General features: G+C 62.6%; 31 protein-coding genes. 14 read left to right on the forward strand and 17 right to left on the reverse strand.

Translation table 11 applies throughout. The annotated features are described in order from the left end of the window. Positions 1-209: 209 nt before the first annotated feature. The 4 genes from N8I74_RS06495 to N8I74_RS06510 all read left to right on the forward strand — a co-directional run bounded on the left by N8I74_RS06495 (position 210) and on the right by N8I74_RS06510 (position 2,983). Positions 210-620 carry an acyl-CoA thioesterase gene (locus N8I74_RS06495; RefSeq protein ID WP_263126048.1) on the forward strand — a complete coding sequence of 137 codons (411 nt, stop codon included), beginning with the start codon at positions 210-212 and terminating at the stop codon, positions 618-620. Further along, complete coding sequence (locus N8I74_RS06500; RefSeq protein ID WP_263126049.1) at positions 620-1,111, forward strand: LEA type 2 family protein; 492 nt, start codon at positions 620-622, stop codon at positions 1,109-1,111. The genes N8I74_RS06495 and N8I74_RS06500 overlap by 1 nt, the downstream gene beginning before the upstream one ends. Next, on the forward strand, positions 1,112-1,645 hold the full coding sequence (locus tag N8I74_RS06505) for a hypothetical protein (RefSeq protein WP_263126050.1): 534 nt from the start codon (positions 1,112-1,114) through the stop codon (positions 1,643-1,645). A 135-nt stretch (positions 1,646-1,780) separates the two neighbouring features. Continuing rightward, positions 1,781-2,983, forward strand: a complete 1,203-nt coding sequence (locus N8I74_RS06510) for an amino acid aminotransferase (protein ID WP_263126051.1) — start codon at positions 1,781-1,783, stop codon at positions 2,981-2,983. Between the two features lie 164 nt (positions 2,984-3,147). Here N8I74_RS06510 and murJ read toward each other — a convergent pair whose 3' ends face one another. Continuing rightward, positions 3,148-4,686, reverse strand: coding sequence for a murein biosynthesis integral membrane protein MurJ (murJ, locus tag N8I74_RS06515; protein ID WP_263126052.1), 1,539 nt, complete (start codon positions 4,684-4,686; stop codon positions 3,148-3,150). A gap of 162 nt (positions 4,687-4,848) precedes the next feature. Here murJ and rpsT point away from each other — a divergent pair, with 162 nt between their 5' ends. Then, positions 4,849-5,115, forward strand: a complete 267-nt coding sequence (gene rpsT, locus N8I74_RS06520) for a 30S ribosomal protein S20 (RefSeq protein ID WP_263126053.1) — start codon at positions 4,849-4,851, stop codon at positions 5,113-5,115. Between the two features lie 72 nt (positions 5,116-5,187). Here the strand turns inward: rpsT and N8I74_RS06525 are convergent, their stop codons facing one another. After that, on the reverse strand, positions 5,188-5,541 hold the full coding sequence (locus N8I74_RS06525; protein WP_263126054.1) for a hypothetical protein: 354 nt from the start codon (positions 5,539-5,541) through the stop codon (positions 5,188-5,190). A 124-nt stretch (positions 5,542-5,665) separates the two neighbouring features. On the opposite strand from N8I74_RS06525, the gene N8I74_RS06530 reads away from it, so the two are divergent. Together N8I74_RS06530 and N8I74_RS06535 are read left to right on the forward strand one after the other, a co-directional pair. Further along, entirely contained in the window at positions 5,666-6,781 is a 1,116-nt protein-coding gene (locus tag N8I74_RS06530) for a GGDEF domain-containing response regulator (protein ID WP_263126055.1), read from the forward strand. Positions 6,782-6,972: 191 nt separating this feature from the next. Further along, positions 6,973-7,557 (forward strand): TetR/AcrR family transcriptional regulator, encoded by a 585-nt coding sequence (locus N8I74_RS06535; protein ID WP_263126056.1) that lies wholly within the window; start codon positions 6,973-6,975, stop codon positions 7,555-7,557. Between the two features lie 63 nt (positions 7,558-7,620). On the opposite strand, the gene N8I74_RS06540 is transcribed toward N8I74_RS06535, so the two are convergent. The 4 genes from N8I74_RS06540 to N8I74_RS06555 all read right to left on the reverse strand — a co-directional run bounded on the left by N8I74_RS06540 (position 7,621) and on the right by N8I74_RS06555 (position 15,678). Further along, positions 7,621-8,745 (reverse strand): hypothetical protein, encoded by a 1,125-nt coding sequence (locus tag N8I74_RS06540; RefSeq protein ID WP_263126057.1) that lies wholly within the window; start codon positions 8,743-8,745, stop codon positions 7,621-7,623. A 27-nt stretch (positions 8,746-8,772) separates the two neighbouring features. Next, positions 8,773-11,721: a response regulator gene (locus tag N8I74_RS06545; RefSeq protein ID WP_263126058.1), complete on the reverse strand. Its 2,949-nt coding sequence runs from the start codon at positions 11,719-11,721 to the stop codon at positions 8,773-8,775. A gap of 569 nt (positions 11,722-12,290) precedes the next feature. Continuing rightward, on the reverse strand, positions 12,291-12,587 hold the full coding sequence (locus N8I74_RS06550; protein WP_263126059.1) for a hypothetical protein: 297 nt from the start codon (positions 12,585-12,587) through the stop codon (positions 12,291-12,293). Positions 12,588-13,224: 637 nt separating this feature from the next. Beyond that, positions 13,225-15,678, reverse strand: coding sequence for a heparinase II/III domain-containing protein (locus N8I74_RS06555; RefSeq protein ID WP_263126060.1), 2,454 nt, complete (start codon positions 15,676-15,678; stop codon positions 13,225-13,227). A gap of 760 nt (positions 15,679-16,438) precedes the next feature. Here N8I74_RS06555 and N8I74_RS06560 point away from each other — a divergent pair. The 7 genes from N8I74_RS06560 to N8I74_RS06590 all read left to right on the forward strand — a co-directional run bounded on the left by N8I74_RS06560 (position 16,439) and on the right by N8I74_RS06590 (position 20,058). Then, positions 16,439-16,825, forward strand: a complete 387-nt coding sequence (locus tag N8I74_RS06560) for a DoxX family protein (RefSeq protein WP_263126061.1) — start codon at positions 16,439-16,441, stop codon at positions 16,823-16,825. Positions 16,826-16,828: 3 nt separating this feature from the next. Further along, on the forward strand, positions 16,829-17,044 hold the full coding sequence (locus N8I74_RS06565; protein ID WP_263126062.1) for a DUF4287 domain-containing protein: 216 nt from the start codon (positions 16,829-16,831) through the stop codon (positions 17,042-17,044). Positions 17,045-17,262: 218 nt separating this feature from the next. After that, positions 17,263-17,745 carry a hypothetical protein gene (locus N8I74_RS06570; protein ID WP_263126063.1) on the forward strand — a complete coding sequence of 161 codons (483 nt, stop codon included), beginning with the start codon at positions 17,263-17,265 and terminating at the stop codon, positions 17,743-17,745. A gap of 97 nt (positions 17,746-17,842) precedes the next feature. Continuing rightward, entirely contained in the window at positions 17,843-18,196 is a 354-nt protein-coding gene (locus N8I74_RS06575) for a hypothetical protein (RefSeq protein WP_263126064.1), read from the forward strand. Between the two features lie 271 nt (positions 18,197-18,467). Continuing rightward, positions 18,468-19,049 (forward strand): TetR/AcrR family transcriptional regulator, encoded by a 582-nt coding sequence (locus N8I74_RS06580; RefSeq protein ID WP_263126065.1) that lies wholly within the window; start codon positions 18,468-18,470, stop codon positions 19,047-19,049. Positions 19,050-19,117: 68 nt separating this feature from the next. Beyond that, on the forward strand, positions 19,118-19,417 hold the full coding sequence (locus tag N8I74_RS06585; RefSeq protein WP_263126066.1) for a YciI family protein: 300 nt from the start codon (positions 19,118-19,120) through the stop codon (positions 19,415-19,417). Beyond that, positions 19,414-20,058: a DNA-3-methyladenine glycosylase I gene (locus N8I74_RS06590; RefSeq protein ID WP_263126067.1), complete on the forward strand. Its 645-nt coding sequence runs from the start codon at positions 19,414-19,416 to the stop codon at positions 20,056-20,058. The genes N8I74_RS06585 and N8I74_RS06590 overlap by 4 nt, the downstream gene beginning before the upstream one ends. A 333-nt stretch (positions 20,059-20,391) precedes the next feature. On the opposite strand, the gene N8I74_RS06595 is transcribed toward N8I74_RS06590, so the two are convergent. The 11 genes from N8I74_RS06595 to N8I74_RS06645 all read right to left on the reverse strand — a co-directional run bounded on the left by N8I74_RS06595 (position 20,392) and on the right by N8I74_RS06645 (position 25,336). After that, positions 20,392-21,093, reverse strand: a complete 702-nt coding sequence (locus tag N8I74_RS06595) for an adenylate/guanylate cyclase domain-containing protein (protein ID WP_263126068.1) — start codon at positions 21,091-21,093, stop codon at positions 20,392-20,394. Beyond that, a complete protein-coding gene (locus tag N8I74_RS06600) occupies positions 21,093-21,593 on the reverse strand; it encodes a Pycsar system effector family protein (protein WP_263126069.1) in 501 nt (166 codons plus the stop codon). Before N8I74_RS06600 ends, N8I74_RS06595 begins: the two co-directional genes overlap by 1 nt. Before the next feature lie 114 nt (positions 21,594-21,707). Continuing rightward, complete coding sequence (locus tag N8I74_RS06605; RefSeq protein WP_263126070.1) at positions 21,708-22,709, reverse strand: site-specific integrase; 1,002 nt, start codon at positions 22,707-22,709, stop codon at positions 21,708-21,710. Next, positions 22,710-22,973: a DUF4224 domain-containing protein gene (locus tag N8I74_RS06610; protein ID WP_263126071.1), complete on the reverse strand. Its 264-nt coding sequence runs from the start codon at positions 22,971-22,973 to the stop codon at positions 22,710-22,712. Next, positions 22,970-23,737: a DNA-methyltransferase gene (locus tag N8I74_RS06615; RefSeq protein ID WP_263126072.1), complete on the reverse strand. Its 768-nt coding sequence runs from the start codon at positions 23,735-23,737 to the stop codon at positions 22,970-22,972. Before N8I74_RS06615 ends, N8I74_RS06610 begins: the two co-directional genes overlap by 4 nt. A gap of 2 nt (positions 23,738-23,739) precedes the next feature. Continuing rightward, complete coding sequence (locus tag N8I74_RS06620) at positions 23,740-23,877, reverse strand: hypothetical protein (protein WP_263126073.1); 138 nt, start codon at positions 23,875-23,877, stop codon at positions 23,740-23,742. Further along, complete coding sequence (locus tag N8I74_RS06625) at positions 23,877-24,110, reverse strand: hypothetical protein (protein WP_263126074.1); 234 nt, start codon at positions 24,108-24,110, stop codon at positions 23,877-23,879. Before N8I74_RS06625 ends, N8I74_RS06620 begins: the two co-directional genes overlap by 1 nt. Next, on the reverse strand, positions 24,094-24,237 hold the full coding sequence (locus tag N8I74_RS06630; RefSeq protein ID WP_263126075.1) for a hypothetical protein: 144 nt from the start codon (positions 24,235-24,237) through the stop codon (positions 24,094-24,096). Before N8I74_RS06630 ends, N8I74_RS06625 begins: the two co-directional genes overlap by 17 nt. Continuing rightward, the gene (locus N8I74_RS06635) at positions 24,234-24,446 is read right to left on the reverse strand and encodes a hypothetical protein (RefSeq protein WP_263126076.1); all 213 of its coding nucleotides are present in this window, start codon (positions 24,444-24,446) and stop codon (positions 24,234-24,236) included. The genes N8I74_RS06630 and N8I74_RS06635 overlap by 4 nt, the downstream gene beginning before the upstream one ends. Positions 24,447-24,786: 340 nt before the next feature. Continuing rightward, positions 24,787-24,939, reverse strand: a complete 153-nt coding sequence (locus N8I74_RS06640) for a hypothetical protein (protein WP_263126077.1) — start codon at positions 24,937-24,939, stop codon at positions 24,787-24,789. Continuing rightward, complete coding sequence (locus N8I74_RS06645) at positions 24,932-25,336, reverse strand: hypothetical protein (protein WP_263126078.1); 405 nt, start codon at positions 25,334-25,336, stop codon at positions 24,932-24,934. The genes N8I74_RS06640 and N8I74_RS06645 overlap by 8 nt, the downstream gene beginning before the upstream one ends. Positions 25,337-25,343: the final 7 nt, after the last annotated feature.

Raw genomic sequence — 25,343 nt, forward strand, 5'->3', positions numbered from 1 at the left:
GCGATTATCGCGAACGGGCCTCACTTTTCCTAGTGCATATGCACTGGCATCGGCCCGCCGCTGCCGCCACCGCCGGCCGTGTCGGCCGATGCGCGGGTTGGGCGGCATGCGCTGCAGGCGGCTTGCCTGGCGGCTTGCGTCGCCCATGGCGGCGTGAAATAAAAGCCGCCAGGTCCTAAGATGGCCCCATCGTCTGCCTGGACATCGCAATGCCGCACTTCACACGCCTCAAGGTCCGCGGATACCACCTGGATCTGTATGGCCACGTCAACAACGCGCGTTATCTGGAGTTCCTGGAAGAGGCACGCTGGAACATGATGGAGGAGGCGGGACGGCTGGATTTCTTCATGCAGTCGCGACTGGCACTGGTGGTCAGCCGGATCGATATCCATTACAAGCGCCCGGCCGGCATGGGCGATGAGCTGGTGATCGAAACCCGGCTGGCGTCGCTGGGCGAGCGGCATGGGGTGATCTCGCAGCGTATCCTGCGTGCCGACAACGAAAAGCTGGTGGCGCATGCCGAAGTGAGCTTTGCCGTGCTCCACCCCGAACAACCCGGCGCGCTGCCGCTGACCGGTGCCATTGCCGAAGCGCTGACGCCGCTGCTGGAGGCCGTCTGATGCGACGTCGACTGTATATGTGGATGGTGGCCGGCATGGTGGCCTGGCTTGCGGGCTGCGCCGGCGTGCCTGCCCATTTCGAGAAGCCCACCGTGTCGCTCGCCGGGCTGTCGCTCAAGGAGGCGGGCCTGTTCGAACAACGCTTCACGCTGGTGCTGCGGGTGCAGAATCCCAACCGGTTTGCGTTGCCGCTCAATGGGCTCGATGCCGACCTTGCCGTCAATGGCAAACCGCTCGCCTCAGGGGTGGCTGCGCAGGCGGTGACGGTGCCCGCGTTGGGTGATGCCAAGGTAAGGATTGATGTCGTCAGCAACCTTGCCACCCTGGCCCGCCAATTGCGCCGTGCCGATGGGCAGGGATTGCCACGCTACCGGCTGACCGGCCGGTTGTTTGTGCCGATGCGCAGCGAAGGCATCGCATTCGAGATGGATGGCGAAGTACCGGCGATCGAGGGATGGTTCGACGCGCCGGCCAGGCAAGAGCGGTTCTAGATGAGCCAGGAATCCAATTCCGAGCCGATCGTCCAGATCGTCACCACCGGCGCACCTGAGGGCGAGGCCACGCCGCGTGTGCCGCTGTGGGTGCGCCACCGCGTGCCGCTGCTGGCCGCCGGTGGGGTGCTGGGCGCGCTGCTGCTTGTGCTGCTGGGTCTGGGGATGGGTCTGTTCGTCCGCGAATTCAACGAAAAGCAGTATGTGGAACAGATCACGCTGCTGCGCGGCGCCTTGCAGAAGAATGCCCAGGGTTGGCGCGACGCGCGGCTGGCGCTGGAGCAGGCCCAGGCGGGGCAGCAGCAGGCCGAGGCGGCGCGAGAGAAGTTGGCGCAGGAGCTGACCCAGGCCAAAACGGCGCTCGGACAGGCCCTCGAGCAGGCACGCCAGGCGTCCGCCGTGGCGGCAAGCAACCCCGAGCCGCAGGCGATACCGAAGCAGGACGGGTACCTGCGTTTCGGCAATCACCGCTGTGTCATCCGGCCCGGGGAAAAGCGCCAGGATCTGAGCAAGTGCCTGCAGGACAACCAATGACGGCGCGGTGGTGCGGCAATCCGCTGTACCCGCTGTTACCACGCCGCCCCGCCGGCCGCCTGGGGCCTTCGTGCTAAAATACCGGCCTTTCTTACACACGGGCCCCGCCGCCCGCCACCAGCCTTGGAGCACAGGATGACCGCCTCGATCTTTGCCGCCGTCGACATGGCCCCCCGCGACCCGATCCTGGGTCTGAACGAAGCCTACAACGCCGATCCACGCGATCAGAAAGTGAATCTCGGCGTGGGTGTCTACTACGACGACAACGGCAAACTGCCGCTGCTGGCCGCGGTCAAGGCCGCCGAGGCGGCCCGGCTGAGCCAGGCACCGGCGCGTGGCTATCAACCCATCGAAGGGCCGGCCGCCTACAACAACGCAGTGCAGAACCTGCTGTTCGGCGCAGACAGCGACCTCGCCGCCGCCGGCCGGCTCGTGACTGCGCAGGCACTGGGCGGCACCGGCGCGCTCAAGATCGGCGCCGATTTCATCAAGCGGCTTTCCCCCGCCGCCAAGATCTACATCAGCGACCCGAGCTGGGAAAACCATCGCGCGCTGTTCGAAGCCGCAGGCTTCACCGTCGAGAACTATCCCTACTACGATCCGGCCACCCGCGGTGTCGATTTCGCGGCGATGAAGGCAGCGTTGCTGTCGTATGCGCCCGGTTCGGTGATCGTGCTGCATGCCTGCTGCCACAATCCGACCGGTGCCGACCTGACCGATGCGCAATGGGCCGAGGTGGTTGAAGCCTGCCGCGAGCGTGCATTGGTGCCGTTCCTCGATATGGCGTACCAGGGCTTTGCCGACGGGATCGACGCCGATGCGGTGGCCGTGCGTGCCTTCGCCGCTTCCGGTCTGCAGTTCTTCATCTCCAGCTCGTTCTCCAAGAGCTTCTCGCTTTACGGCGAGCGGGTCGGGGCGCTGACCATCATCACCGCCGGCAAGGATGAATCGGCCCGCGTGCTCTCGCAACTGAAGCGGGTGATCCGCACCAACTATTCCAATCCGCCCATCCATGGCGGCGCACTGGTGTCGACGGTGCTGGCGAGCGGTGAGTTGCGCGCGCAGTGGGAAGGCGAGCTTGCCGGCATGCGTGACCGCATCCGCGCGATGCGCTCGGGGCTGGTCGATGCATTGAAGGCGCAGGGCGTGGCGCAGGACTTCGGCTTCGTGGTGCACCAGCGCGGCATGTTCTCCTATACCGGCCTGAGCGCCGCCCAGGTGGAGCGGCTGAAGACCGAATTCGGCATCTACGCGGTTTCGACCGGTCGCATCTGCCTGGCCGCGCTCAACAGCAAGAACCTCGGCTACGTGGCCGGCGCCATCGCCAAGGTGGTGTGACCTCGTCCCCCACCTTGCCATGCCCTTGCAACGGGCCCAGGCAAGGTGGCGCGGACCACCCCGGCCTGCTAACTAATGGCAGGTCATGACAAAAGCCCCGCGATTGCGGGGCTTTTTGCTTGCCGGGCGTACCCATCCGGCACGCCTGTGCGCCATCGCCGGTTTCAGGTCACCGCGCGGCGCGAGAAGTCGCGGGGCCGGAAACCCAACAGTGCCAGGACGCCGAAGTAGGTGAAGAGACCCGCCGCGACCAGCGCGGTCAACTGGGCCACCCGCTGCAGCAGGGGCACGCCAGCGAAGTCGGGCAGCAGCCACATCATGGCGACGAGGGCCGCTGCCATCGCCAGCACCGCCAGCACCAGCTTGCCGAAGAACACACCCCAGCCGGGCTGAGGTGTGAAGATGCCGTGGCGGCGCAATTGCCGGTACAGCAGCGCCGCGTTGAGGCAGGCGGCGAGCCCGATGGACAGTGCCAGTCCGGCGTGACGCAAGTGCCAGATGAAGGCCAGATTCATCAGCTGCGTGGCGGTCAGCGTGATCAGTGCGATCTTGACCGGCGTTTTGATGTTCTGCCGGGCATAGAAGCCGGGGGCGAGGATCTTGACCAGGATCAGCCCCACCAGGCCCACGGTGTAGGCGATCAGCGCCTGCTGCGTCATCAGGGCGTCGTGGGCGTCGAACTCGCCGCGCTGGAACAGTGTGCTGACCAGCGGGCCCGAGATCGCTGCCATCGCCACCGCCGACGGCAGGGCCAGCAGCAGCGACAGGCGCAGCCCCCAGTCGAGCAGGCGCGAGTACTCGGCGCTGTCGTTGCCGGCATGGCTCTTGGCCAGCGATGGCAGCAGAATGGTGCCCAGGGCCACGCCCAGCAGGCCGGTCGGGAACTCCATCAGCCGGTCGGCGTAGTACATCCAGGAGATCGAGCCGGCCGCAAGCAGCGAGGCGAAGGTGGTGTTGATCAGCAGCGAGATCTGGCTGACAGAGACCCCGAGTATCGCCGGGCCCATCTGCTTGATCACGCGCCACACGCCGGTGTTCCGCCAATCCAGCCGCGGGCGGACCAGCATGCCGATCCGCTTGAGCGCCGGGAACTGCCAGGTGAGCTGCAGCACGCCGCCCAGCAGCATCCCCCAGGCAAGTGCCATCTCCGGCGGGTCGCAGAACGGTGCCAGCAGCAGTGCCGATCCGATCATTGCCACGTTGAGCAGGGTCGGCACGAAGGCGGGCACCGAAAAGCGGTTCCAGGTGTTGAGCACCGCCCCGAGCAGCGATGACAGCGAGATCAGCAGGATGTAGGGGAAGGTGATGCGCAGCATCTGTACCGTCAGGTCGAACTGCGCGGGCTTGTTGGTGAAGCCGAAGGCCGATATCCAGACCACCGCGGGCGCCGCGATGATGCCAAGCGCGGTGACCACGGCCAGTACCAGTGTCAGCGTACCGGCCACATGCGCGAAGAACTCGCGCGCGGCGGCTTCGCCATGGCGGTTCTTGTACTCGGCCAGGATGGGCACGAAGGCCTGCGAGAATGCGCCTTCGGCAAAGATGCGCCGCAGCATGTTGGGCAGCTTCTGCGCCACGAAGAAGGCGTCGGTCGCGATGCTGGTGCCAAAGAGCTGGGCCGTCAGCGCATCGCGCACGAACCCCAGCACCCGGGAGACCAGGGTCATCGAACTGACCTTGGCAAGCGATTTGAGCAGATTCATGACAAGGACAGGGCACGAAAGCCGGCATGTTACCCAGTTTCCCGCCCGAACGCAGAGCTTGCGCGCCTCCTGGCGTTACGGTACCATCCGGCCTTTCCGAATTGACTGCCCGGTGCCGTGGATAGGCTTCGGGCCCCAGACGACAGTTTCAGGAGTTAATAAATGGCTAACAGCGCCCAAGCTCGCAAGCGTGCTCGGCAGGCCGAAACGGCCCGCCAGCACAACGCCAGCCAGCGTTCGGCATTCCGCACCGCGGTCAAGAAGGTGCTGAAGGCGATCGAAGCCGGTGACAAGAGCGCCGCGCAAAACGTGTACCAGCAATCGGTCAGCGTGATCGATGGCATCGCCGACAAGAAGATCTTCCACAAGAACAAGGCCGCCCGCCATAAGAGCCGCCTGTCTGCCGCCATCAAGGCAATGGCAGCCTGATCTTTAAGGAAGCACCGAAGAACCCCGGTCCGCCGGGGTTTTTTGTTGCCCGCCGCCAGCGGTGTGCTCAGGCTATACCCGGCGCCGCAGGCTCAGCCGGAACGCGGCCATCAGGCGCTGGTAGTCTGTTTCCTCGAAGTGGAACCACAACTCCTCGTCATCGGCCTGTTGCCAACCTGCGGTAATGCGGGCAAAGCGGCCGATCTCGTTCCAGACCCCCGCGGCCAGCCGTTCCAGGCACCATACCGGACTTTCGCTGCCGACCGTCCGTTCGGCCTCGATACCGGCAAGACAGGTACCGCCCGGCAGCGGTTGGCGTACCACCCGGCTCACCCGCAGGCCCTGTTGTGCCGCCTGTTGGGCAACGATATCGGCCTCGGCCGGCGTCAGCGGGGCCATGCTCAGGTAGATCTGGACGGGATTCATGCCCGGCAGTGTAGTCCCGTCGGCTGCGCCTGTGCCAGCCGACCGGGTGCAAATGCGTCGCGGCAGGCCAACTGCAGGCCTTTGTGATAGATTTGGAGCACCCCGTAAGCAAAGGCCGCTCCCCATGCCAGCTGACAACGAGCTCGCGCCATTACCGCGTATTCTGGTGGTCGATGACTCGCGCATCGTGCGCGCCACGGTCAAGAAGCATCTGAGCGACCAGTTCGAGGTGGTCGAAGCGGCCGATGGCGAGGCCGGGTGGCGCCATCTGCTGGCCGATGATGCCGTGCAGCTGCTACTCTCCGATCTGACCATGCCCGAGCTGGACGGGCTGGGCCTCCTGGCGCGCCTGCGCTCGGCCGGCGAACGCCGCCTACGCATGCTGCCGGTGATCATCATCTCCGGGGAGGAGGACGAAGCCACGCGCCAGCATTGCGTCGAATGCGGCGCGAGCGACTTCGTCACCAAGTCCACCGACCGCGCCGAGATGCTGGCGCGGGTGCGCGCCAATATCGAGCGCGCTGCGTCGCAGCACGAGTTGGAGACAGCCCGTACCGAGGCCGCCCGTTCGGCCACCCATCATGCGGCGACCGGCGCGGGCACCTCGCACCTTCTGATGCTGCAGACCGAGCAGGCACTGGCATTCGCCAGACGGCACCATAGCGAAGTGACACTGGTGCTGATCGAGATCGACCATTTCCAATCGTTGTCGGACAGGCTGGGCGGCCGGGTGCTCGAGCAGATGCTCGGCCTGCTGACCAAGCATCTGGCGGCCAAGCTGCGGCGCGAGGATACGCTCGCGCATGTCGACGAAGCCCGCTTCGCGGTGGTCTCACCCGGCTCCACGCTGACCGAGTCGCGCGTGCTGGCCGAACGGCTGCGCCAGGCGATCGCCGGGGCGCGCATCAATTTCCGCGGCGAGCAGGTGCAGGTGACGGCCAGCCTGTCGGTGGCCAATTCGCGCGAGGACAGCATCGACGATGGTGAGGCGCTGATACGCATCGCCAGCGACCGCCTGTACGCCGAGCCGGGCGAGAACCGGGTGGTGGCGCCCGAGAGCATGCCGATCGCACCGGCGCCCACCTTGCCGGAAGCCCTGCTCATGCTGCACAAGGGTATGCATCAGGAGCTGCGCCCCCATCTGCCCGGATTGATGGCCGCGCTGGCACCGCTGATCACCTTCGCCAACGACGAGTTGCATCTGGGCTGGGCGCTCGAAAGCCTGCCGCGCCAGCACTGAACAGAGTGGGTCGGATCGGTGGGCTTGCCCCGCCGCGCCGTGGCCCAACGGGCCGGTTCGGGCCCGCCCGACGAATGAGGCAACCAGCCGTCGTCGGGTTGACGGCATTTTGTCGGTGGTCCTTGTACGCCTGGAAGGAGAATGTCAGCCTATTCGGCCGGCATGGGTAAGGACCCGGTACAATTCCCGTCATGGCAACCCAGATCGAGCGTTCCAATCAGACGCGAACCAAACTGATCGAGGCGACGGTCGCGCTGCTGGTCGAGCACGGGTACGCCGCGTTGGGTGAGCAGCGCATCTGCAAGCGTGCCGGGGTCAGCCGTGGCGCCTTGCGCCATCACTATCCCCAAGGCCGTTATGATCTGCTGCCCACGGTGGTGGAAACCCTGCTGGAAGCGGAAAGCCACCGGCTTGCCGGACTGGGCATGATCAGCCCGAAGGACCGGCTCTACATGATGCTGCAGGGCTTCCTGCTGCATCCCCGCCAGGGCACTTCGATCGCCATCCTGGAAATCTGGATGGCCGCCCGTGGCGACACCAAGCTTGCGCAGTGCACCGGCCCGGCGTTCTCAGGAGCGCTGACGCGCCTGTTCGGCCATTCCTTGCACCAGCCGGCCGATGCCGAGGAGCTGGCGGTGCGTTTCCTGCTGCATGGCGCCGCGTTGCATTGCTTTTCGAGCGACTACGACGAATTGCGGTTGCAGGAGGCCGTGCGCTGGATTCTGCAGCGTCTGCCGGTGCCGACGCTGCAGCCACCGGAGCTCATGCTTTGTTGACCGTATCCGCCGGCGCGTACCTGCAGGGCAGGCCGCGCCGGTCACAAGGGGCGGGGGCCGGCTTCAGGCACCGCTGCCGCATTTCTGCGCCGCCTGCTCCGGCGTCAGATTGCGGATGGTGGTGTAGAACTGCGTGCATACCGCCGTGCCGCCGCTGGGCCAGCGCTGCTGGCAGCCGGCCAGCGCCTGCGACGGATCGCCAAGCGGCTGCGCGGCCATCGTCACCTGCCAGCATGCCGCGTTCAGATCCTGCCCCATCACCCTGATCCCGACGGCGTCCGCCTTTTGCTGGTCGCCGCCGTAGTTCTTCGGATCGGCCGCATACCAGATATAGCTCGGGTGGTTGGCGCCGATCGCCTGCACGGTTCGGCCAGGCACCGGCTGGAACCGGGTCAGGCCCAGTACCGCGATCGGCTGCAGCTGGTATTGCTGTGCCAGCCACTGGCGTGCCGGGCTGCCGAACGCGACCAGTGGGCGGACGCTGCCGTCGGCCCCGGCCGTCCACTGCTGCAGCAGCGAGACGGTGTAGTCGCTGAAGTCGTCATAGACGCCTTCCAGTTGCTGTCCGGCACTTGCGGGGGCGGCGATCGGCGCGATGTCGACGATGGTCTGGTACGGATCGGTGGTGCCCTGCGGTACGCCATTGGTGACAAGCAGGCTGGCCCAGCGTCGGGTGGTCGCTGCCTTCAGGTAGTCCTGCGTCTGGGTCATCACCGTGTCGGGCGGGAAGTGCAGCAGCTGCACACTGGGGTTGTTGCGCATCGCAAAGCCCAGCGGCAGGAAGAAATACCAGTCCGAACGCCACTGTCCGGCCTGCTGCAGCTCGGTGGCGTCCTGCAGGCCCACGGCCCCGGTGGCCAGGAAGCGGGTGATGGTGTTGCCGTAGTCGGGCGGCACATTGGTGATGTTGGCGATGACCTGGCCGCCCTGGGTGCTTACCGCGACCTGGGCGGTGCTGTAGCCGTCGCGTATCACGCTCAGGTTCAGCCAGTGGGCGACGGTGGCTTCCAACGTGGGCTTGGGCGTGGGGCACTGGTCCAGGCAGTTGGGGTAGGAGAACAGCGCAGTGACCTTGGCGGTATCGCCCAGCGGTACCGCGATGCCCTGCGGCTGTTGTGGCGGCGCGGCACAGGCGCCGAGCAGCAGCGCAAGGGCGGTGGCAAAGAGGCGCTTCAGGCAAAAAGGCATGGTGGTTCCTCCAGCATCAGCAAGTGACTAAGGCCGCGCTTCGGGCGCGGGTTCCCGGGTCGCGAAGTAGCCGTCCAGCGAATCGACCACTTCATCGATTGCCGCGCACAAGGCCTCGACGGCGTCGGCGCAATCCTGATGCGATGCGGCGCGTGTCTCCAGCGTCATGGCGCTCTGCGCCAGCCGTGGCGCGCTCACGTAAAGGCCTACCGACTTGAGTGAATGAGCGGTACGCTGCATTTCTTCGAATTCACGGTCTGCCAGTGCCTGGCGCAACCTTGCAGGCACACTGCGGTGGTTGGCGACCAGATTGCGCAGCACCAGCAGATAGCGCTCGCGTGCCAGGCCCACCTGCATCTGGCCGGCAGCAAGGTCGATGCCCGGCAGCGCCGGCAGCGCCTCGTCGGCGGGCGGCACCGGTCGTGCGCCCATGGCGCTCCTGGGGGGGGCCGCCTTGGGCTTGATCCAGCGGGCCAGCAGGGCATACAGCGCCTCGGGCTTGAATGGCTTGGTCAGATGATCGTTCATCCCTGCCGCAAGGCTGCGCTCGCGATCGCCGCCCAGCGCGTGCGCGGTGATGGCAATGATGGGCAGCTCGGCGAGCGCCGGGTCCTCGCGCAGCCGGCGGGTTGTGGTCAAGCCGTCCATATGCGGCATCTGGATATCCATCAGCACCGCGTGATAGTTGCCTTTGCCCGCCTTGACGATGGCCTGTTCGCCATCCTCCGCCACATCGACCTCGACCCCGACGGCGTCCAGCAGCTCCTCGGCGATCTGCCGGTTGATGGCGTTGTCTTCCACCAGCAGCACCCGTGCTCCGCGCAACGTCTGCTGCGCCCGGTGCTGGACATCCAGCGCATCCTGCGGCCGCGGCCGGCGGCGCAGGCTTTGCGCATCGTTGAACAGGGACTGGATGTTCTCGACCAGCTTGGGTTCGAGCACCGGCTTGAGCAGCATGCCGTCGGGTTGGGGCGTGTTCTGCTGTTGCGACAGCCGCTCGCGCTCAGCGCCGGTCACTGTCAGGATCACCGGCAGCGTCTGCCATTGCGGATGGCTGCGCAGCCGCGCCAGCAGTGCGAGGCCATCCATGCCGGGCATGCCGTAGTCGATGAACGCGATCTCGTAGGGATGGGCGCAGTCACAGCCCTTCTGCAATGCGGTCAATGCGGCCTCCCCGCCGGCCACCTGGCTGGCAAGCGCCCCCAGGCGCTCGAGCAGGCCGGCCAGCGTGGCGCGTGCCATGGCGTTGTCATCCACCACCAGCACGCGACGGCCATACAAGGTTTCCGGCAGGGGGGGCGCAGTGGTCTCGACCACGTCGAACGCCACAGTGAAATCGAAGCAGCTGCCCGAACCTTGCACGCTTTCCATCCGGATGTTGCCGCCCATGGCCTCGACCAGCTGGCGGCAGATGGCCAAGCCCAGCCCGGTGCCGCCGTAACGGCGGGTGATGGATTCGTCGGCCTGGGTAAAGGCCTGGAACAACTGCCCCTGGTGTTCCGGCGCCACCCCGATGCCCGAATCCGCCACTGCAAACAGCAGCTTGACGCGCCGCGGCTCCAGATCGGCCACGCTGATGAGCACGATCACTTCGCCTTCCGGGGTGAACTTGATGGCGTTGTTGACCAGATTGAGCAGGATCTGCCCCAGGCGCAGCGGGTCGCCATGCAGCAGCCGCGGCACGTCCGGCGCCACGTCGAACACCAGTTCGAGCGGCTTGCCCTCGCTCTTGAAGGCAACGAGGTCCGCCAGATTGCTCAGCACGTCCTCAAGTGAGAACACCACGTACTCCAGCCGCAGCTTGCCGGCCTCCAGCTTCGAGAAATCCAGCACGTCGTTCAGGATCGTGAGCAGGGTGTCGGCCGAGTAGCGGATCTTGTCGAGGTAGTCGCGCTGTTTCTGGGTCAGCACCGTCTGCAGTGCAAGGCTGCTCATGCCGAGGATGGCATTCATCGGCGTGCGGATCTCGTGGCTCATCCGCGCCAGGAACTCGGATTTGGTCCTGTCGGCTTCCTGCGCCGCGCGCGCGGCTTCGCGCAGCGACTGCATCCAGTAGTTGACGAACCGGTAGCCGAGGAACGCCATCGCGAATGACATGATCGCCAGCACCCAGTACACCGCCGCGGTGGAGGCCTCGACCAGCTGCATCGCGCGTTGCATGCCGGCCAGATCGTTGCCCTGCGAAAGGCTGGCCGCGGCGCGCCGGCTCAGCATGAACGACAGTGACAGATACAGATACACCCCGGTCACCAGCATCAACGCGGTGAGCAGCATCATCCGGCCTTCGCCGGTGAACGGGGAGCGCTCCACCGGGCAATGCCGGGCGCGCCAGCGGGCGAACACCGGCCCCGCCAGCAGCAGGATCGGGCCGACCAGCAGCAGCATCTGCAGGAAGTTGCCCAGCCACCAACCCTGCCAGATGGCGAATGCCTGATGCAGGCCCAGCGCGTTGTGATGGGTCCAGATGAACGAGCCGCTGGCGCTGAACACCGCGGAGAAGAACGCCAGCATGCCAAAGAGCAGCGCCGCATCGGCCGACCGCAGATCCACCCGGGCCGGCAACGCGCGATAGGCGGCTGTGAACACCGCAAGCCCCAATGGGTTGGAAAGTGCAAACAGGGCGGCCCAGCCCGCCGGCATGCCTGAGTAGAGCGAGAGGGTGAAGGTGGCGAGATAGGCCGGCACGGCTCCCCAGAGATAACCGAACCACAACGCCCAGAGCGTACAGATCACCAGCGGCGGATAGACCGAGATGAACACGGTCACGCCGCCGAACACCAGGGGCAGCCCCGACCACTGTCCGGCGATGGCGGCAAGGCCAAGGCCGATGCAGGCGGCAAGGCTGGCAAGCCAGGCGGACAGGATGGCGAGCCGCTGGCGGCGCGGCGAGGTACGGTGGATCAGGGCGAGTGACAGTGGGGTGTACAGCGAGGTCGGATCACCCCAGGGAGGGACGGCTGGTTTCTCGGACTGCATAAACAGCTTGCTTCCTCAAAGTCGGGGTAACGGCCTCTGGATTGGCGACGCGCTCCGGGCGACGGCAGCGGATGCCGGCAATCGGGTGGGGCATGGCCGCTGTCTGGGGTTTCTTCTGGATGGCGATCGCCTGTACTGCCGCGGCGACCGATCACGCCGGCAGCGCCAGGGGCGCCTAGTGCGCTTTCGGGTCGGCCAGCAAAGCAATTCGTGCCGGGTCGCTATGGATATACGTCCTCTGGATCGGACTTGCATGACAGATTGCTATTGGGTGGCGCGAACGGCGCGCTTTCTCGCCGGACCGCCATTGTGGTGTCTGCACGTGCACGCAACAAGCGCGTCAGGACAACGCTGGCGGTGCGATGTCCGGGTCTGCGGGCCAGGGATGGCACGCCGTCCGCAGCGTAACCCGGCGCTGATGCGCAAGCGGCCCCGGGGAAGGGGCCGGGTGGGGGATGGTGCGCGCGTCGGAGAGCCTGCCGGTGGCATCGGACACGGACAGGCCTTGTGCTCCGACCATGGTGCCGATAGGGCGCGACGGCCGGCGACCATCGCGCCCGCAGGCCCGGTCAATCGGCGAGCGGCACCACATCGATGCCGTGCTTGCCGGCGGCGCTTTGCAGCCGGGTGATGAACTCACCCTGGTTGGCCGTGCCAGGGCTGGTGGGCCAGCCTTGGCCCAGCAGCGCCTGCGACAGCGCATTGGCGATCTTGCCTGCCGCCGCCTTGTCGCCATTCCAGGTTTCGATGGCGTTGCGCAAGGTCGCGTGGTGTTCCACCAGATGCGTCAGCTGTTCCTGGGTCAGCTTGATGCCGGAAATGGACTGGATGTGGGCGATGACGTGCTGAGCGTGTGTTTCGAGCATGATGGCCTCTGCCTCTACCGTGGATGGGAAGATCGACCGACCGTGGCGGAATTGGTTGACGTACGCCCGCCCGGCGGTGTCGTTTGCCTTCAGTCTGCCGACAAAGCCGCCAACCACGATCGACAATCTTCACGACCTGCCGATGAGGCCTTCTGCCGCCTGCGGTGCCAGCTTTTGCGCCGCCGGCACGCTCCGGGCAGGGCGCGCACAACGTCCTGAACGGCGATGGACCAGACTTCCTTCGATCGCCGGCTGTATGGGTCATACGGCAAGCGAGCGCGCTGCGGCCGGAAGGGGTTTGTCGGCGGCGCTTCACCCACAATAGGAGTGCCATGGGATTGCTGCGCGGGAATCGACGCGGATTCAGGTCGTGGCATTTGCCGGATGGACCGGTGCGGTCATGGGGGCGGCCGTACCCATGCCTGTGGCGGTTGATATGTCGGCCGCCGGTGTGGTCTGACCGGTTGCCGATCACCAACCGGCGCTGTCGGGTTGCCTGTGCTGCGACCGCATCGGGCTGCGAACAGGGCCGCCGTGCGCAGCGAACGACCGCCCGGCCAGCGGGCGGCCGGGCGACAGCCAGTGCCGCAATGCCCGCAACGGCCGGTGCGGGCAGCGCCATCGGCGCCGCGGTCGATCAGTTCGCTGTTGTATAGCGCGGCAACTGGTTCGGCATGAACTGTATCTCCCTGCTGCCGACCACTGCCGAGACGGCTTCAGCGGTCCGGGTGACATTGACTGCCGGATTGGTGCAGCCGATATCGATCAGGATCAGGCTTTGCTGGCTGGTTCTTGCCGAACCGGTCGACCAGACCGAATGGAATTGGTTGGCGGCATTCGGCAACGGCATGGTGCGCTCGGTCGTCTGCAGATGGTCGTATCGATCAGCCCCGTCCAGCAGTTGTCGCATGCACAGCTGCGCGCCCTGGTAGCTGATCTTCACTTGGCCGTTGCTCTCGATCGTGGGCGCCAGCAGTGAATGGAAATTCCATTCCCATTTGAGTGGGGTCGACGCTTCCAGGTCATCATGAACAAGCAGCACGTTCTTTCCGACATACGCAAGTGTGCGCAATGCACGCTTGATGATGGTGCGATCGTAGGCTCGCGCCGCATCACCGGTGGTGATGGTGAAGCCGGGCTCGGTATGAAATCCCCGGATCCTGCCTTGCGCATCGTAATTGGTCGGCAGATTGCCGATGGTCGCCGACTGGCCGACGCCACTGGTTGCGGGATGGCGCGGGTCGGTATAGGTGATTGCGTTGTGCGCCTTGGTCTGCCGATACCAATTCTTCCAATAATCGCTGCCATACCTGTCGTATACACCACTGTCGATCAGCAGCATTTCCGTGCCGAGGGTACCAGGGGCGCCGACCACAAAGCTGTTCTGATCTGCATGACTATGATTGAAAGCTCCGAACGGGCTGGAGCGAAAGAATACGGAAGCGCGGTTTTCATCCCAGCCGCCATGCATGGCGACCACGCCGACCGACGGGAACAGTGCGGCTGTCGGGGCGGTGGCGGGTGCGAAATCCGCAATGGCAGATGCCTCAGCCGCGGAAACGACGGGGGCCACCAGGGAACGGATTGCCGGATTGTTCACATTGCTGTTGCTGACGCTGGTTGCCGCCGCGTTGAGCGGCTGTTTTTCGGCCAGCCATTTCGAGATCGGATTCGGCATCCGGGTATACAGCCAGTATCCGTAGTAACCCTTGCCCGGGCCGCTGTTGCCGGCACCATCGCCAAATTGGGAAAGCACGGTGCGCGCCATGCCTTGCACCCGCGGCGGTGCCGTGAACAGGCGATAACGCGGATAGTGCTTCAACTGGGTGAGCTGATACGGATTCACGTCGACGGTCTGCGCCAAGGCATCCCAGAACGGGGTGGTATTGTCGAGGAATTCCTCGCCGTAACCGCCGCTATTGCCCCAGCCGCCATCCTCGCTCCCATAGGGATGGACCAAGGCATAGGAGAAGGTCACCCATTTGTTGAAGAAATTGTGATCGAACCTGGGATGGCGGCCGGACATGACCGCCGCAGTGGCACCCAGCGCAATCACGGTCGGTGCGCTGTGCGAATCCAGCGGGTTGTGCTCCATTTTCCGGTAGGGCCCGCTGATCGCGGCATCAATGATCGCTGCACGCTGTGCAATGACGGCTGCCAGTTGTTCGCGTTCGGCCTGCGTGATTGCCGGATACAACGCATCGTACCCGACCACCAATGCCCAGAGCGCGGTACGCGCGGCCGTGTCGTTGCTGCCATCGTATTTATCAGCACCTACTCCAGCCCAGCCCGCGATGTGCATCACCCGTGCCTTGAGGCGGTCCCGAACCTGCGTATTGCCTTCCGCCAGCCAGACCAGTGCCGCTTCTTCAATGCGCTGCATGACCGCTTCCGATTTGCTGGCAAGCGTGATGACTTCCCCGCTGGGCTCGGAGAGCGCACTGGGATGGGCCACATCATCCATCACCGCCTGGCGCACCTTGTCCCACAACGCTTTGCGCTCGCCGGCAAAGGTGGCTTGAATGCGGCTGAGATAAGGGGCAGGCAGGATCCGGGGGTGGTCTTTGGCGGCAGTGGCGAGATACCACGACCGCGAATCCTGCGGCTTGATGTCGGGAAGGATAAAGCTCGAATCCGGGCCGATCGAAAAGCGGCGCCATTGGCCGATGCTTTCTGGCTGCCCCCTCAGCCCGCCGACCACGCGCCATTCGTAGACCCCATCGGCCAGCAGTTCCTTGTCCAGCGGCATATACCAGTTGTGTGGCAGATAATTGGCGTCGATCTGCAGCAGCGTTTCACCGACCTTCCGCACTTGCACCCGATAGCTGACTTGCTCGTCGGCCCGGGTGAACGCATGCATCGGCCATGTGAAAACCGGGGTCCTTTGAATGGCTTCTGCCCCCGCGTGGCTCGGCTTCACCGGCATCACCGGAGTACCGGCCTGCCGCCGCGTTTCGATCAGCTGCGTGATCCAGTCATCGGGCTGGGTGACGGCAAGGTCATCCAACTGGACGTAGGTTGAGGACCAGGCACTTGGTGCAAGGAAAAGCATTGAAATGCCGGCGGAAATTGCGCGACGAACAAGTTGCATATAACAGGCTCCTGTTTCGGTCTCGATTCAATGGTCTTGAAAGGCAGCGGAACGTAGCATGGGACAATGTCGGGGAAAAATGCAGAGAATTCACATTCACGCCACTTGCATTTGTGAAAAGCAGATGGGTTATGTGGGAATTGCTGGCTTACTGTGTAACTGACGTATCGTCATTGCGTATGCTGAAGGGCGGTCCGGATTCCTCTCCATTGCCCGTGTTTTCATAAACAGCATGGGAATTGCAGATCAATGGTTGCCATTGCGTATTTCATATGGAGGGGAATTGTTCTTTTCAGATTGAATTGCCTCGCGTCCATGCATTGCCCTAAACCTCGTCCTGATCTTCAAGGGCAAGGCTGTCGAGGTTGATATTGCCATATCCGGTTCAAAAACTTTGATATGACCGAAGACAGCAGCTGGAATCGGAGCGGGTCTGTGGCGTGGCCGGTCGATGGTGGTGTTTGCCCAGTGCGCTGCAGCGTGGTGCGGTCCCCAATCCCAAATTCGGTCAGCACCGCAATGGTCAGTTCGGCATGGCAGCCGCCTTGGTTTTCACCACCAGGCCGATGGGCAGACCCAATTGGATGGCAACGTTGTTGATGCTGATGTGTGCGCTGGATGAGGCCAAGGTGCAATGGCCCGATGTGGCGCGCTGAGAGGGGGCTCGTCGGAGCGGGATGGGATGCGGTCACCGCTGGGGCCGGCAGCGGGGCCGCCATGTTGGTATGATTGGCTTGAAGATACGGATTGAGAGGATCACATGAAAAAAGTGGGATGGTTAATGACTGCGCTCTTCGCGCTCTTTATGGTGCTCGGCTCAGCCGCACCCAAGTTGCTCGGCGCACCAGTAGCCATGGAGTCGATGACAAAGATCGGGTGGCCAGCTCAACACCTCATGCTGATCGGTGTGATCGAGATCGTCTGTACCGTGTTGTTTATCGTGCCAAGAACCGCACCCATTGGCGCAATATTGCTGACAGGGCTTTTTGGTGGGGCATTGGCCAGCCATTGGCGTGTTGATAGCCCGTTGTTCAGCCACACACTTTTTGGCATTTACCTGGGCGCACTGATGTGGCTCTCGTTGTGGCTTAGAGCACGCACCATCAGAAAAATCCTCCCACTCATGAAAAGCGCAGACCAGGAGTGACGCATGTCTAAAGACGAACAGGTAAAAGGCCCCGCTTCGTATTTTCCTGCAATCGAAAAGAAGTACGGTTTTCCTGTGGGTCATTGGTTTGATCTGCTGAAGGATCAAAAAGGGCTCAAGCATATGGAGATGGTCGCTTGGCTCAAGAGCGAGCATAAGATGGGGCACGGTCACGCAAATGCGCTGGTTGCCTACTTTCGCAGCCAAGAGGGCATCTGAAGTGTATTTGCCTGACCATTGCATCAACCGGACAGCAAAAGGTCACGCTTTTGGGGTTCTGCCGTTTCGCTGAGGCGTCGGTTGATTTGAACTCAGGATTCACATGCGCCCACAGGAAAAGTGCTTCATTTGTGCCATTGCCCTGCTGGTGCCGGACGTGCTGCGCTTGGGCGGCAGATCGGGATCGGATTTCGAGCCGTCGCTTTGACAAGCCGCCCATGTCGCCCCAGGTCGGTAAGCCGCCGTTTGCAGTTGATTGGAGATCAGAGCTCGATATGCGGATCATCAGTGTTATGCCCATCCTTCTTGTCGCATTGGGGTGGGGCTCATCGGCTGCTGCTGCGGCCTGCGCTGCCGACTTTCCCGGTTTCATCAGCCGGTTTGAAGACAGCCCGGCTTTTCAGCGTCAGCACACACGCTTTCCTCTAACTGCATCGCGCATCGACAACAGCGGTGTGGAGGGACCGCGGGAAGTCGTGTACACCGTCAAGCGCCACGCCGATCAAGACTACAAATGGATTGCCTGGCCCACGCGCTTTGCGCAGGCAGCGATCCCGTTGGTGCGTCGTATTGAGCAGGCACCCGGTGGCATGCAGGTGGTGACATTCACCAAGCCCGACACCGACCAACTGGTCACCTTCTATTTCGAGCGGTCGGGCGGGTGCTGGTCCCTGGTCAAGTTCGCCGACTTCTCGTTGTGAGCAAAGCGCCCTCTTAAAGATGAGTGGACCGGTTATCGATTTGCCCCGCACAAGACTGATCACCATCTATTGCCTGACAGGCCCGCCGGTCGGGGCAATGGTGGTGACGCTGGCTTCCGTCTTTGCACCCCGATCCCCGTGGGCAAATCCGCTTGAGTTGTTTGTGTTTGCGCTCATCTTGTCTTATCCGGTCGGCCTTGCTTCCGCCCTGGCCGCCGGTGTCACGCACGCGCTCGTGGCCACCCGTCTTCGCCCCGCGCTGGCAGTGCCGGTCATCTGCATCACTGCGGTCGTCGCCATGGCCGTGCCGGTTTCCCTTATCGGGCGGCCAGAGGTTATTTTCCGTTCCTGGGACTACTTCCTGGGTTTCGTGATGCCCCCGGTGCTCGGCGCTGCGGCCCTTGCCAGCGTTCTGTTGTACCGGCAACAGTCTTCCGACCGAACAGCCTAGGATGATCAACTCCAGCACTGCCCGTCCTGGTCAGCCTGCTCCCATATGGGAATGGGCCACGCCCAGCATAAGCCGGGGCCTTGTCATCGATGTCGGGAAGCGCCGCTCCCATACCGAAGCCGGCCGGTAAAGGCATGGAAACTCGCAAAGCTGCGCGCCCAGCAGGCGCGGAACACATCTGTCCTACCTGCGGTGCCGATACGCCACGGCTGCTTGACTGCCTAGGTCGGCTGTCCTAATAATCGCTAGGACATCTGACCCAGGGGCTGCTATGACCTCAGCGCCAACGACACGCGACCAAATCGTCGAGGCCGCCGATACGCTGTTCTACCAGCGTGGTTACGAGAAGACGTCGTTTGCGGATATCGCAAGCCGGGTGAGCATTTCACGTGGCAATTTCTATTACCACTTCAAAACCAAAGACGACATCCTGGCCGCGGTGATCGCGCTACGTGCTTCCAAGACGCAGGCCATGCTGCAGGCATGGCATGAGCAGGAGACGACACCGCTCGGGCGGCTGTGCTGCTTCGCCGAGATGCTGATTCAAAACCGTCACGCCATTCAGCGCTTTGGTTGCCCGGTGGGCACGCTCTGCACTGAGCTTGCCAAGGTGGAACATCCTTCGCAGGGCGATGCCAGCATGATCTTCGGCCAATTCCGCCATTGGCTGCGGGAGCAGTTCGAGGCGTTGGGCCTTGCGGCGCGCGCGGAACATCTGGCGATGCACTTGCTGGCCCGCAGTCAGGGCATTGCGGTACTTGCCAACGCCTTCAACGATGAGGCGTTCATCCGCTACGAAGCAGGCCTGATAAAGGACTGGCTGCAATCCCTGCTTCCCGAGCGATCGCAGTAGCTTGGATCGCTGATCCGCGCGGATTGGCGCCGCCGCTTTTGGATTTCCAACCGCAAACGGGAGTATCCATGTACGTCATCTTTCTCAGATTCAGTCCGAAGCGCGTGCAAGCTGCTCAATGGTTGGCAGGACACCGGCAGTGGCTTCAGCAAGGGCTCGATGACGGCATATTCCTGGCTGCCGGATCGCTTGAAGACGGGAAAGGCGGTGCAATTGTCGCCACGAGTGTGGAGCAAGGCGCGCTGACCGCCCGGATAGAACAGGACCCCTTTGTCGTCCATGGCATCGTGACCCCCGAAGTGCATGCCATTGCGCCGTCACTCGTGTCCCCCGGCTTCGCCGAACTGCTGTCGGGTGCCAAGCCATGAGCGTGCCGACGACCATTTTGGGTACGGACGGCCTGCCACGCTGCCGCTGGTGCGCAATCGTCCCGGAATTCGAGGTTTATCACGATTGTGAATGGGGGTTCCCCGTTGCAGACGATGTCCGTCTATTCGAAAAACTGTGCCTGGAAGGATTCCAATCCGGCCTGAGCTGGCGAACGATCCTCACCAAGCGGGAGAATTTCAGGCGGGCCTTCAGGAATTTCGATTTTCACCAGCTGGCGCAATTTGGAGAAACGCAAGTCTCGCAACTGCTGCTTGATGAAGGGATTGTGCGCCACCGCGGCAAGATCGAAGCGGTGATCAACAACGCAAAATGTGCGGTACGGCTGCACGCCGAATACGGCAGTCTGGCCGCCTATTTTTGGCAGTATGAAGCCCGCCGTGCCGCAACTGCCTTGCCGCAAACGATTTCCATCCCGCCACAGGCCACCGGTTTATCCAAGGATCTGAAGAAACGTGGCTGGAAGTTCATAGGCCCGACAACCGTCTACGCCTTCATGCAGGCAATGGGCCTGGTGAACGATCATGTGGCGGCGTGCGTCATCGCCAAGCGGGTCGACCAGGCGCGCGAGGCTTTTACCGTTCCTGGACGCACCCTGCAGTCGTTTGGACGGCGTGCCTGAAATCGAATGGGATGAATGGGCAGCCCAGCCGAATTCACCAGCGTCAGGCTCGGGGTTGTTGCAATTTGCAAAAACCTGGGTTGTGGGAAAGCAGCGCTGAAAGCAAAAACGCGGCTGGAAGCCGCGTTTTTATCTGGTGCCCGGGGTCGGACTCGAACCGACACGCCTTGCGGCGGGGGATTTTGAATCTTAGATTTTTCTCAATCAATAGAGCAGGTTATTTAGTGATTGCAACAAGGCGTAAGCACGTCTCCGCGGCGATATTAGGCGCCGATACTCGCGCACAGCATTAGTTATTGCTGCATATCGAGTTCGGTGAATTTCAAAGTAGTCTTAAGTGAATGCCCAGTGATAATTTGACGCATATATTGACATATCTCCCATTGACTTCCAAATCATTGGAGTCCACATATCGACGTCACCCGCAAATTTTGACTCTTTGTTCAGCCTATCGTATACGCTCGCCGTGATCCAAGTGGCAGCCCCAGAGAGGCTCGTGAGCTTGGCCGCATGATTCGCTGCACGGCCGACCCAAACAATATCGTTTTCTCCCCGAACTCCTATGCGCGCAGCACGTAACGGACTGGTATCTATTCCGACAACGTGCTTCAATATAAACGGCGATTGCTTGTATTGGGCCTGAATCGCAGGCTGGATTATAAATAGCACTGCATAGTTTATTCTAAGTGCACATCGCGCAGCTGCTGAATTTTTCGCATCTCCAGTGAAGATCGCCATTATCCTGTCACCATCATACGCGGTAATTACCCCTCCCTCGCCGCGTATTATCTGGCCAGCACATCGTAAATAAGATTTATATATTTCCGCGCTAAATTCCCAACTGTAGCTATCTACCATGCTTGTCGAGCCATCTAAGTCGGCATATAGCACCGTCGCTTCCTCAAGGTCTTTCGCATGGTTTGAATTCAATACCAAATCCGTCGGCTCCGGCACGGTTTCAGTTTTTTGCACTCTCCACGCGCTCTTAAATATTGTTGCAATTTCCGTGTCCAAGTCTGATTTAAGCCCCACCATCAACCCTCCTTTTTAAGCAAAGCAACGACAGCGAAAAACCAAGGAGCTATCGCAACAAAGGACCACCACATCCCGTAACGAACCCACCGGAATTTTTCGCACGCAATCTGCGCATTTCGATGAATCTGCATAGACCAGTCCTCAAGCAAATCTTCGACAGACGCGTTTTTTAAATTCAAGCAATAATCTGCATCAGCACATGGACCGATTCGACCAAAAAAAACTAACGATTTCTGCGGCCCTTTTACTCGCGGCAGAACTGCCATTGCGGAGCAGAAGATCCCCGCTGCGATAAGCAAAGCAGCAAAAATTGTGGTGGCAAGCGCCCAAGGCGTCAAAACATCTGCCTTCGCTGCACTAAAGGACGCGCCCAAAGCCCCTAGAATCGCAGTATCAAGCGCTACCACGACGCCAACCTTTGTCTCCGCAGCGGCTATCCAGGCGAGATTTCTTTCGAGCACCCATTGTGCGACCTGAAGCCGTTCTTTTTCATCATGCATTTCCATTCTCCCTTTCACCAATGCAAATGGCATTTTAGCAGTGAGTGCTTTGCGTTGAACCAAAATAAAAGCCCGGCGGGAACCGGGCTGTATTTCGATTCAACTACCGCGACACTATCGCAGCGGATCAACCTTGATCGCCTTGCGGTAGTGCTTCGTCATCGTCACCGTCGAGTGCCCCAGCCTTTCGTTGGCAACGGCCAGGTCCAGCTCGTCGGTGGCGCTCTTCGAGCGCAGGTCGCGCAGCTGGAAGTTCACGCCCGAGGCCTTGCGGGCGCGGTCGAACATGCCGCGCAGTTTGGCGTAAGTCAGGGCTTGGCCCTTGGCATCGCGGATCAGATGGCTGGATGCCACATGACCGGGCTCGACCGGTCGAGCCAGGATGCGCTCGATCACCTTGGCCAGCTCCCCGGTAATGGCCACACCCACCAGCTTCTTGGTCTTGCCTTGCCGGGTCCATAGCCGGCGATCCTTGATGTCGGTGCGCATCAGGCGGATCACATCGGTTACGCGCTGGCCGATCAGCAGGTAAAGGTCCATCGCGTCCTGCAGCGGCGGCTCGGCCACGGCATAGACAGCGCGGAAGTCCTCATCGAACACGTACACCTGCCGGCCGGTTTCCTTGTGGCCGGTGATGCCGGAGCACGGGTTCTGCGCCTCGGTGATGCCCCACTCGCGCGCCTTGTTGAACAGGTGAGAGAGCAGCGCCTTCTCGCGGTTGGCGCGCACCGGTGCGGTCTTCCCCCGAAGATCCAGGTATTTGCGCACATGCACCGGCTTGATTGCGTCGATTGGCATGGCGCCGAATACTGCCTCGATATGCTTGAATTCCTGATCGTTCTTCCGCTGGGTTTCTGCGGCCTTGGTTGGATATACCTCGCGCTGGTAGCGCTTGATCAGCTCCGAAACGATGTTCGACCGCACATGGCTGTCGGCCCCGGAATCAAGCCGCCCGTACTTGGCAAATGCGGCTGCCCGATCCTTGCCGAGGTTGATCCAATCGCGGCCGTTGCCGTCCGGGCGTTCTGCCAGATAGTAATAGGTAGTGCCGCGCTTACCTTTGCGCGCAAACATCCTGGCCGGTAGATCGGCGTTCTTCTTGCGAGGTGGGGCCATTTAACCCAGCGCTCCAAAGTTCGGTTGATATCCCTGTTCCTGGCTGTCGCCGACCAACTGCTCGCCGAGCGCTTCGCGCACCTTGGCACGACTCACCTGGGGCCAACCGTTGAGCGCGAGCAGGAATGGGATCTGGTTCTTTTTCAGCCAGTGGCGCACGCGCGCCGCTTTGTCGTCGCCTACAAGGTCGACCAACTCCTGACGCGATAACCACGGGCTGGGTGCGATCAGCACCACCGGATGAGCACTCGGTACCGTGTTCATGCTGCAACCCCTTCAAACAAGTCACCCTGCGCTTCCAGCTGCTCGAAGCGCTCGCGGGCGACGTGGAAATAGGAATGCTCAACTTCGATGCCGATGAACCTGCGGCCGGCGCGGGCGGCGCCGATGCCGGTTGAACCCGAGCCCATGAACGGGTCAAGGATCAGCGAGCCCGGCGGCACGATCAGGGACAGCTGTTCCATCAGCTCGGTTGGCTTTCCGGTCATGTGGAACTTGTCGGACTGTCGGACCGTCACGTCGTAGCAGCCTGGATACGGGCCAGCATGCTCTGCGATCGCGCAGCCGCCCTTGGTGCCCCACACGATGTACTCGCACTGGTGCCGAAAGTAGCCCTTGTGGGGAGCACGAGATCCCAAACCCTTGTTCCAGGGCACGATGCCGCGCCAGATGAAGCCGGCGCACTGCAGCGCATCCGTCATGCTCGGCAACTGGCGCCAATCCACGAAGGTCAAGAAGTAGCCGCCTTCGTGCAGCACGCGATAGCACTCGTGCATCCACAACTGGCACCACATCACCCAGCTGCGCTGATCCCGGTGATCGCCGGAAAAGCCATGCCATTCCTTGGTCTGCCCGGTGCTCACATACTTCGCCGCGGTACTGAGCGTGCGATCAGACTTGTGCAGCCCGCCGCTGCTATAGGGTGGATCGGTGATCACCGCATCGACGCTCACCGTGGGCAGCGTCTGCAACACTTGCAGCGCCTCGCCGTGGTGCAGGGTGCTGGTGCCGATTTCGTAGAGGGCCATGGTCACAGCTCCCCACCATCGGATTCGACCAGATCAGCTGGGTAGCGCGAGGCCAGCGGCCACGGCTCTTCGAATGCGTCGGTGCCCGGTACCAGCTCACGCGGTGTGACGTGGAAATCGTCGTAGGTGTGGTAGTCCATCACTTTGCTCCGCTGATGCGGGCGGCACGGCCGACGCGAGCGTGGTGCTCTTGCCAATCACCGGCGCACTCGGCCGTGCAAAAGGTGGCGCCGACCGGCGCTGCTTCCTCACACCACGGGCAGGTGCCGGTCGGCGCCGGTGTTTCGCGCTTGGCACCGGCGCGGGCGGCTTCGATGGCGTGATCGCGACTCAGCTGCTCAAGGTCGCTGGCCAAGTCAAATTGTCGGGACATGGCTTCCCCCTTGTTCGTTGTTGTGCTGGCGGGCGATTGATTCGGCGATGATCCAGGCGCCGGCCCGGCTGGCGCACCAGTGGCGCCAGCGCAGCCAGAGCAGGACATGGGCGTTGTAGGTGTTCACGGCTGGTCTGCTTCGGGATAAAGCGCCGCATCGAGGCGGCAATAGGCGCGAGCCGCCGGTACCAGGCAAGCCAGTGCCGCGATCATGCCGACGGTACCGCCCAGGAACAGCAGTGCCGCGGCCATGGCGGCAAGCGTGGCAACAGCAATGGCCAGCCCACCGATCAAGTACGCAGCCATTCGGCCGATGATGCGTAGGGCGGTCCTCATGCGGCTGTCCTCGCAAGTTGACGCTGCTCAGCCGATTGGCATTGGCCGGAAACGAACCACGCCCAGGTGAGGTGGTGTGCCCATGCGCACGCTTCGGCTTGCTCTGTACCGCAGTAGCGGCCGTATTCGTCTGGCACGGCCCGAACGCGCCGACCGTTGTCGAGGTGGGCTACCCCGTCCCTGATCTGGGTAACTGTTGTGGTGTGTGGGGTACCGCCGAGAGGGTAAACAGGGGCCCACCACACGTGACTTCCGCGCTGCAGTTCCATGGCATGCATTTGGGCACCGGATTCCAGCTCGGTGAACGGAGCACTTTGGATTTTCAGGACGTGGTCGAAGGTCATGCTGCTACCCCATACGGAATGGTCTTCGAGGCGCGGTAGCTATCGATGCCGATGGCCACCACGCGGTAGCCCATGGTGCGGAACAGCTGGACCACGTCGAAGAGCTCGGTCGCGTCGATGAATTCGACGATGCGGATCTGGCTACGCATCAGCCACCTCGTCCGCCAGGTTGGTCTCGTCTTCCGCGGCGCGCTGCTCAGCTGCTTGCTCCCGGCGCTTGGCGCATTCCTCGATGTCGTAGCCCGACAGCACGTTTACATGGCAATCGGCGATCCGCAGCCCGCCGTCCGGGCCTTGCTCAAGGCGCAAAAGCGCCCTGCCTTCACCGCGAAAATTCGGCACAGCGACGTACTCGCCCTGAAACAGGCCCTGGTCACGCGCTGCGGCCAGCAGCTGGCAAAGTGCCTCGCCCGCATCGCGTTCCCGTGTTTTGGCTTCACGTAGCGCGTCTTCTGCATCGAGCAGATTGCTCAACGCCCAGCCGTACGCGTTGAACGCGTTTTCGATTGCTGCGGACGTAACTGTGTCTTGATGGTGCTGTTCCATGGTCGAT

Source organism: Chitiniphilus purpureus (genome assembly GCF_025642115.1).
Taxonomy (GTDB): domain Bacteria; phylum Pseudomonadota; class Gammaproteobacteria; order Burkholderiales; family Chitinibacteraceae; genus Chitiniphilus; species Chitiniphilus purpureus.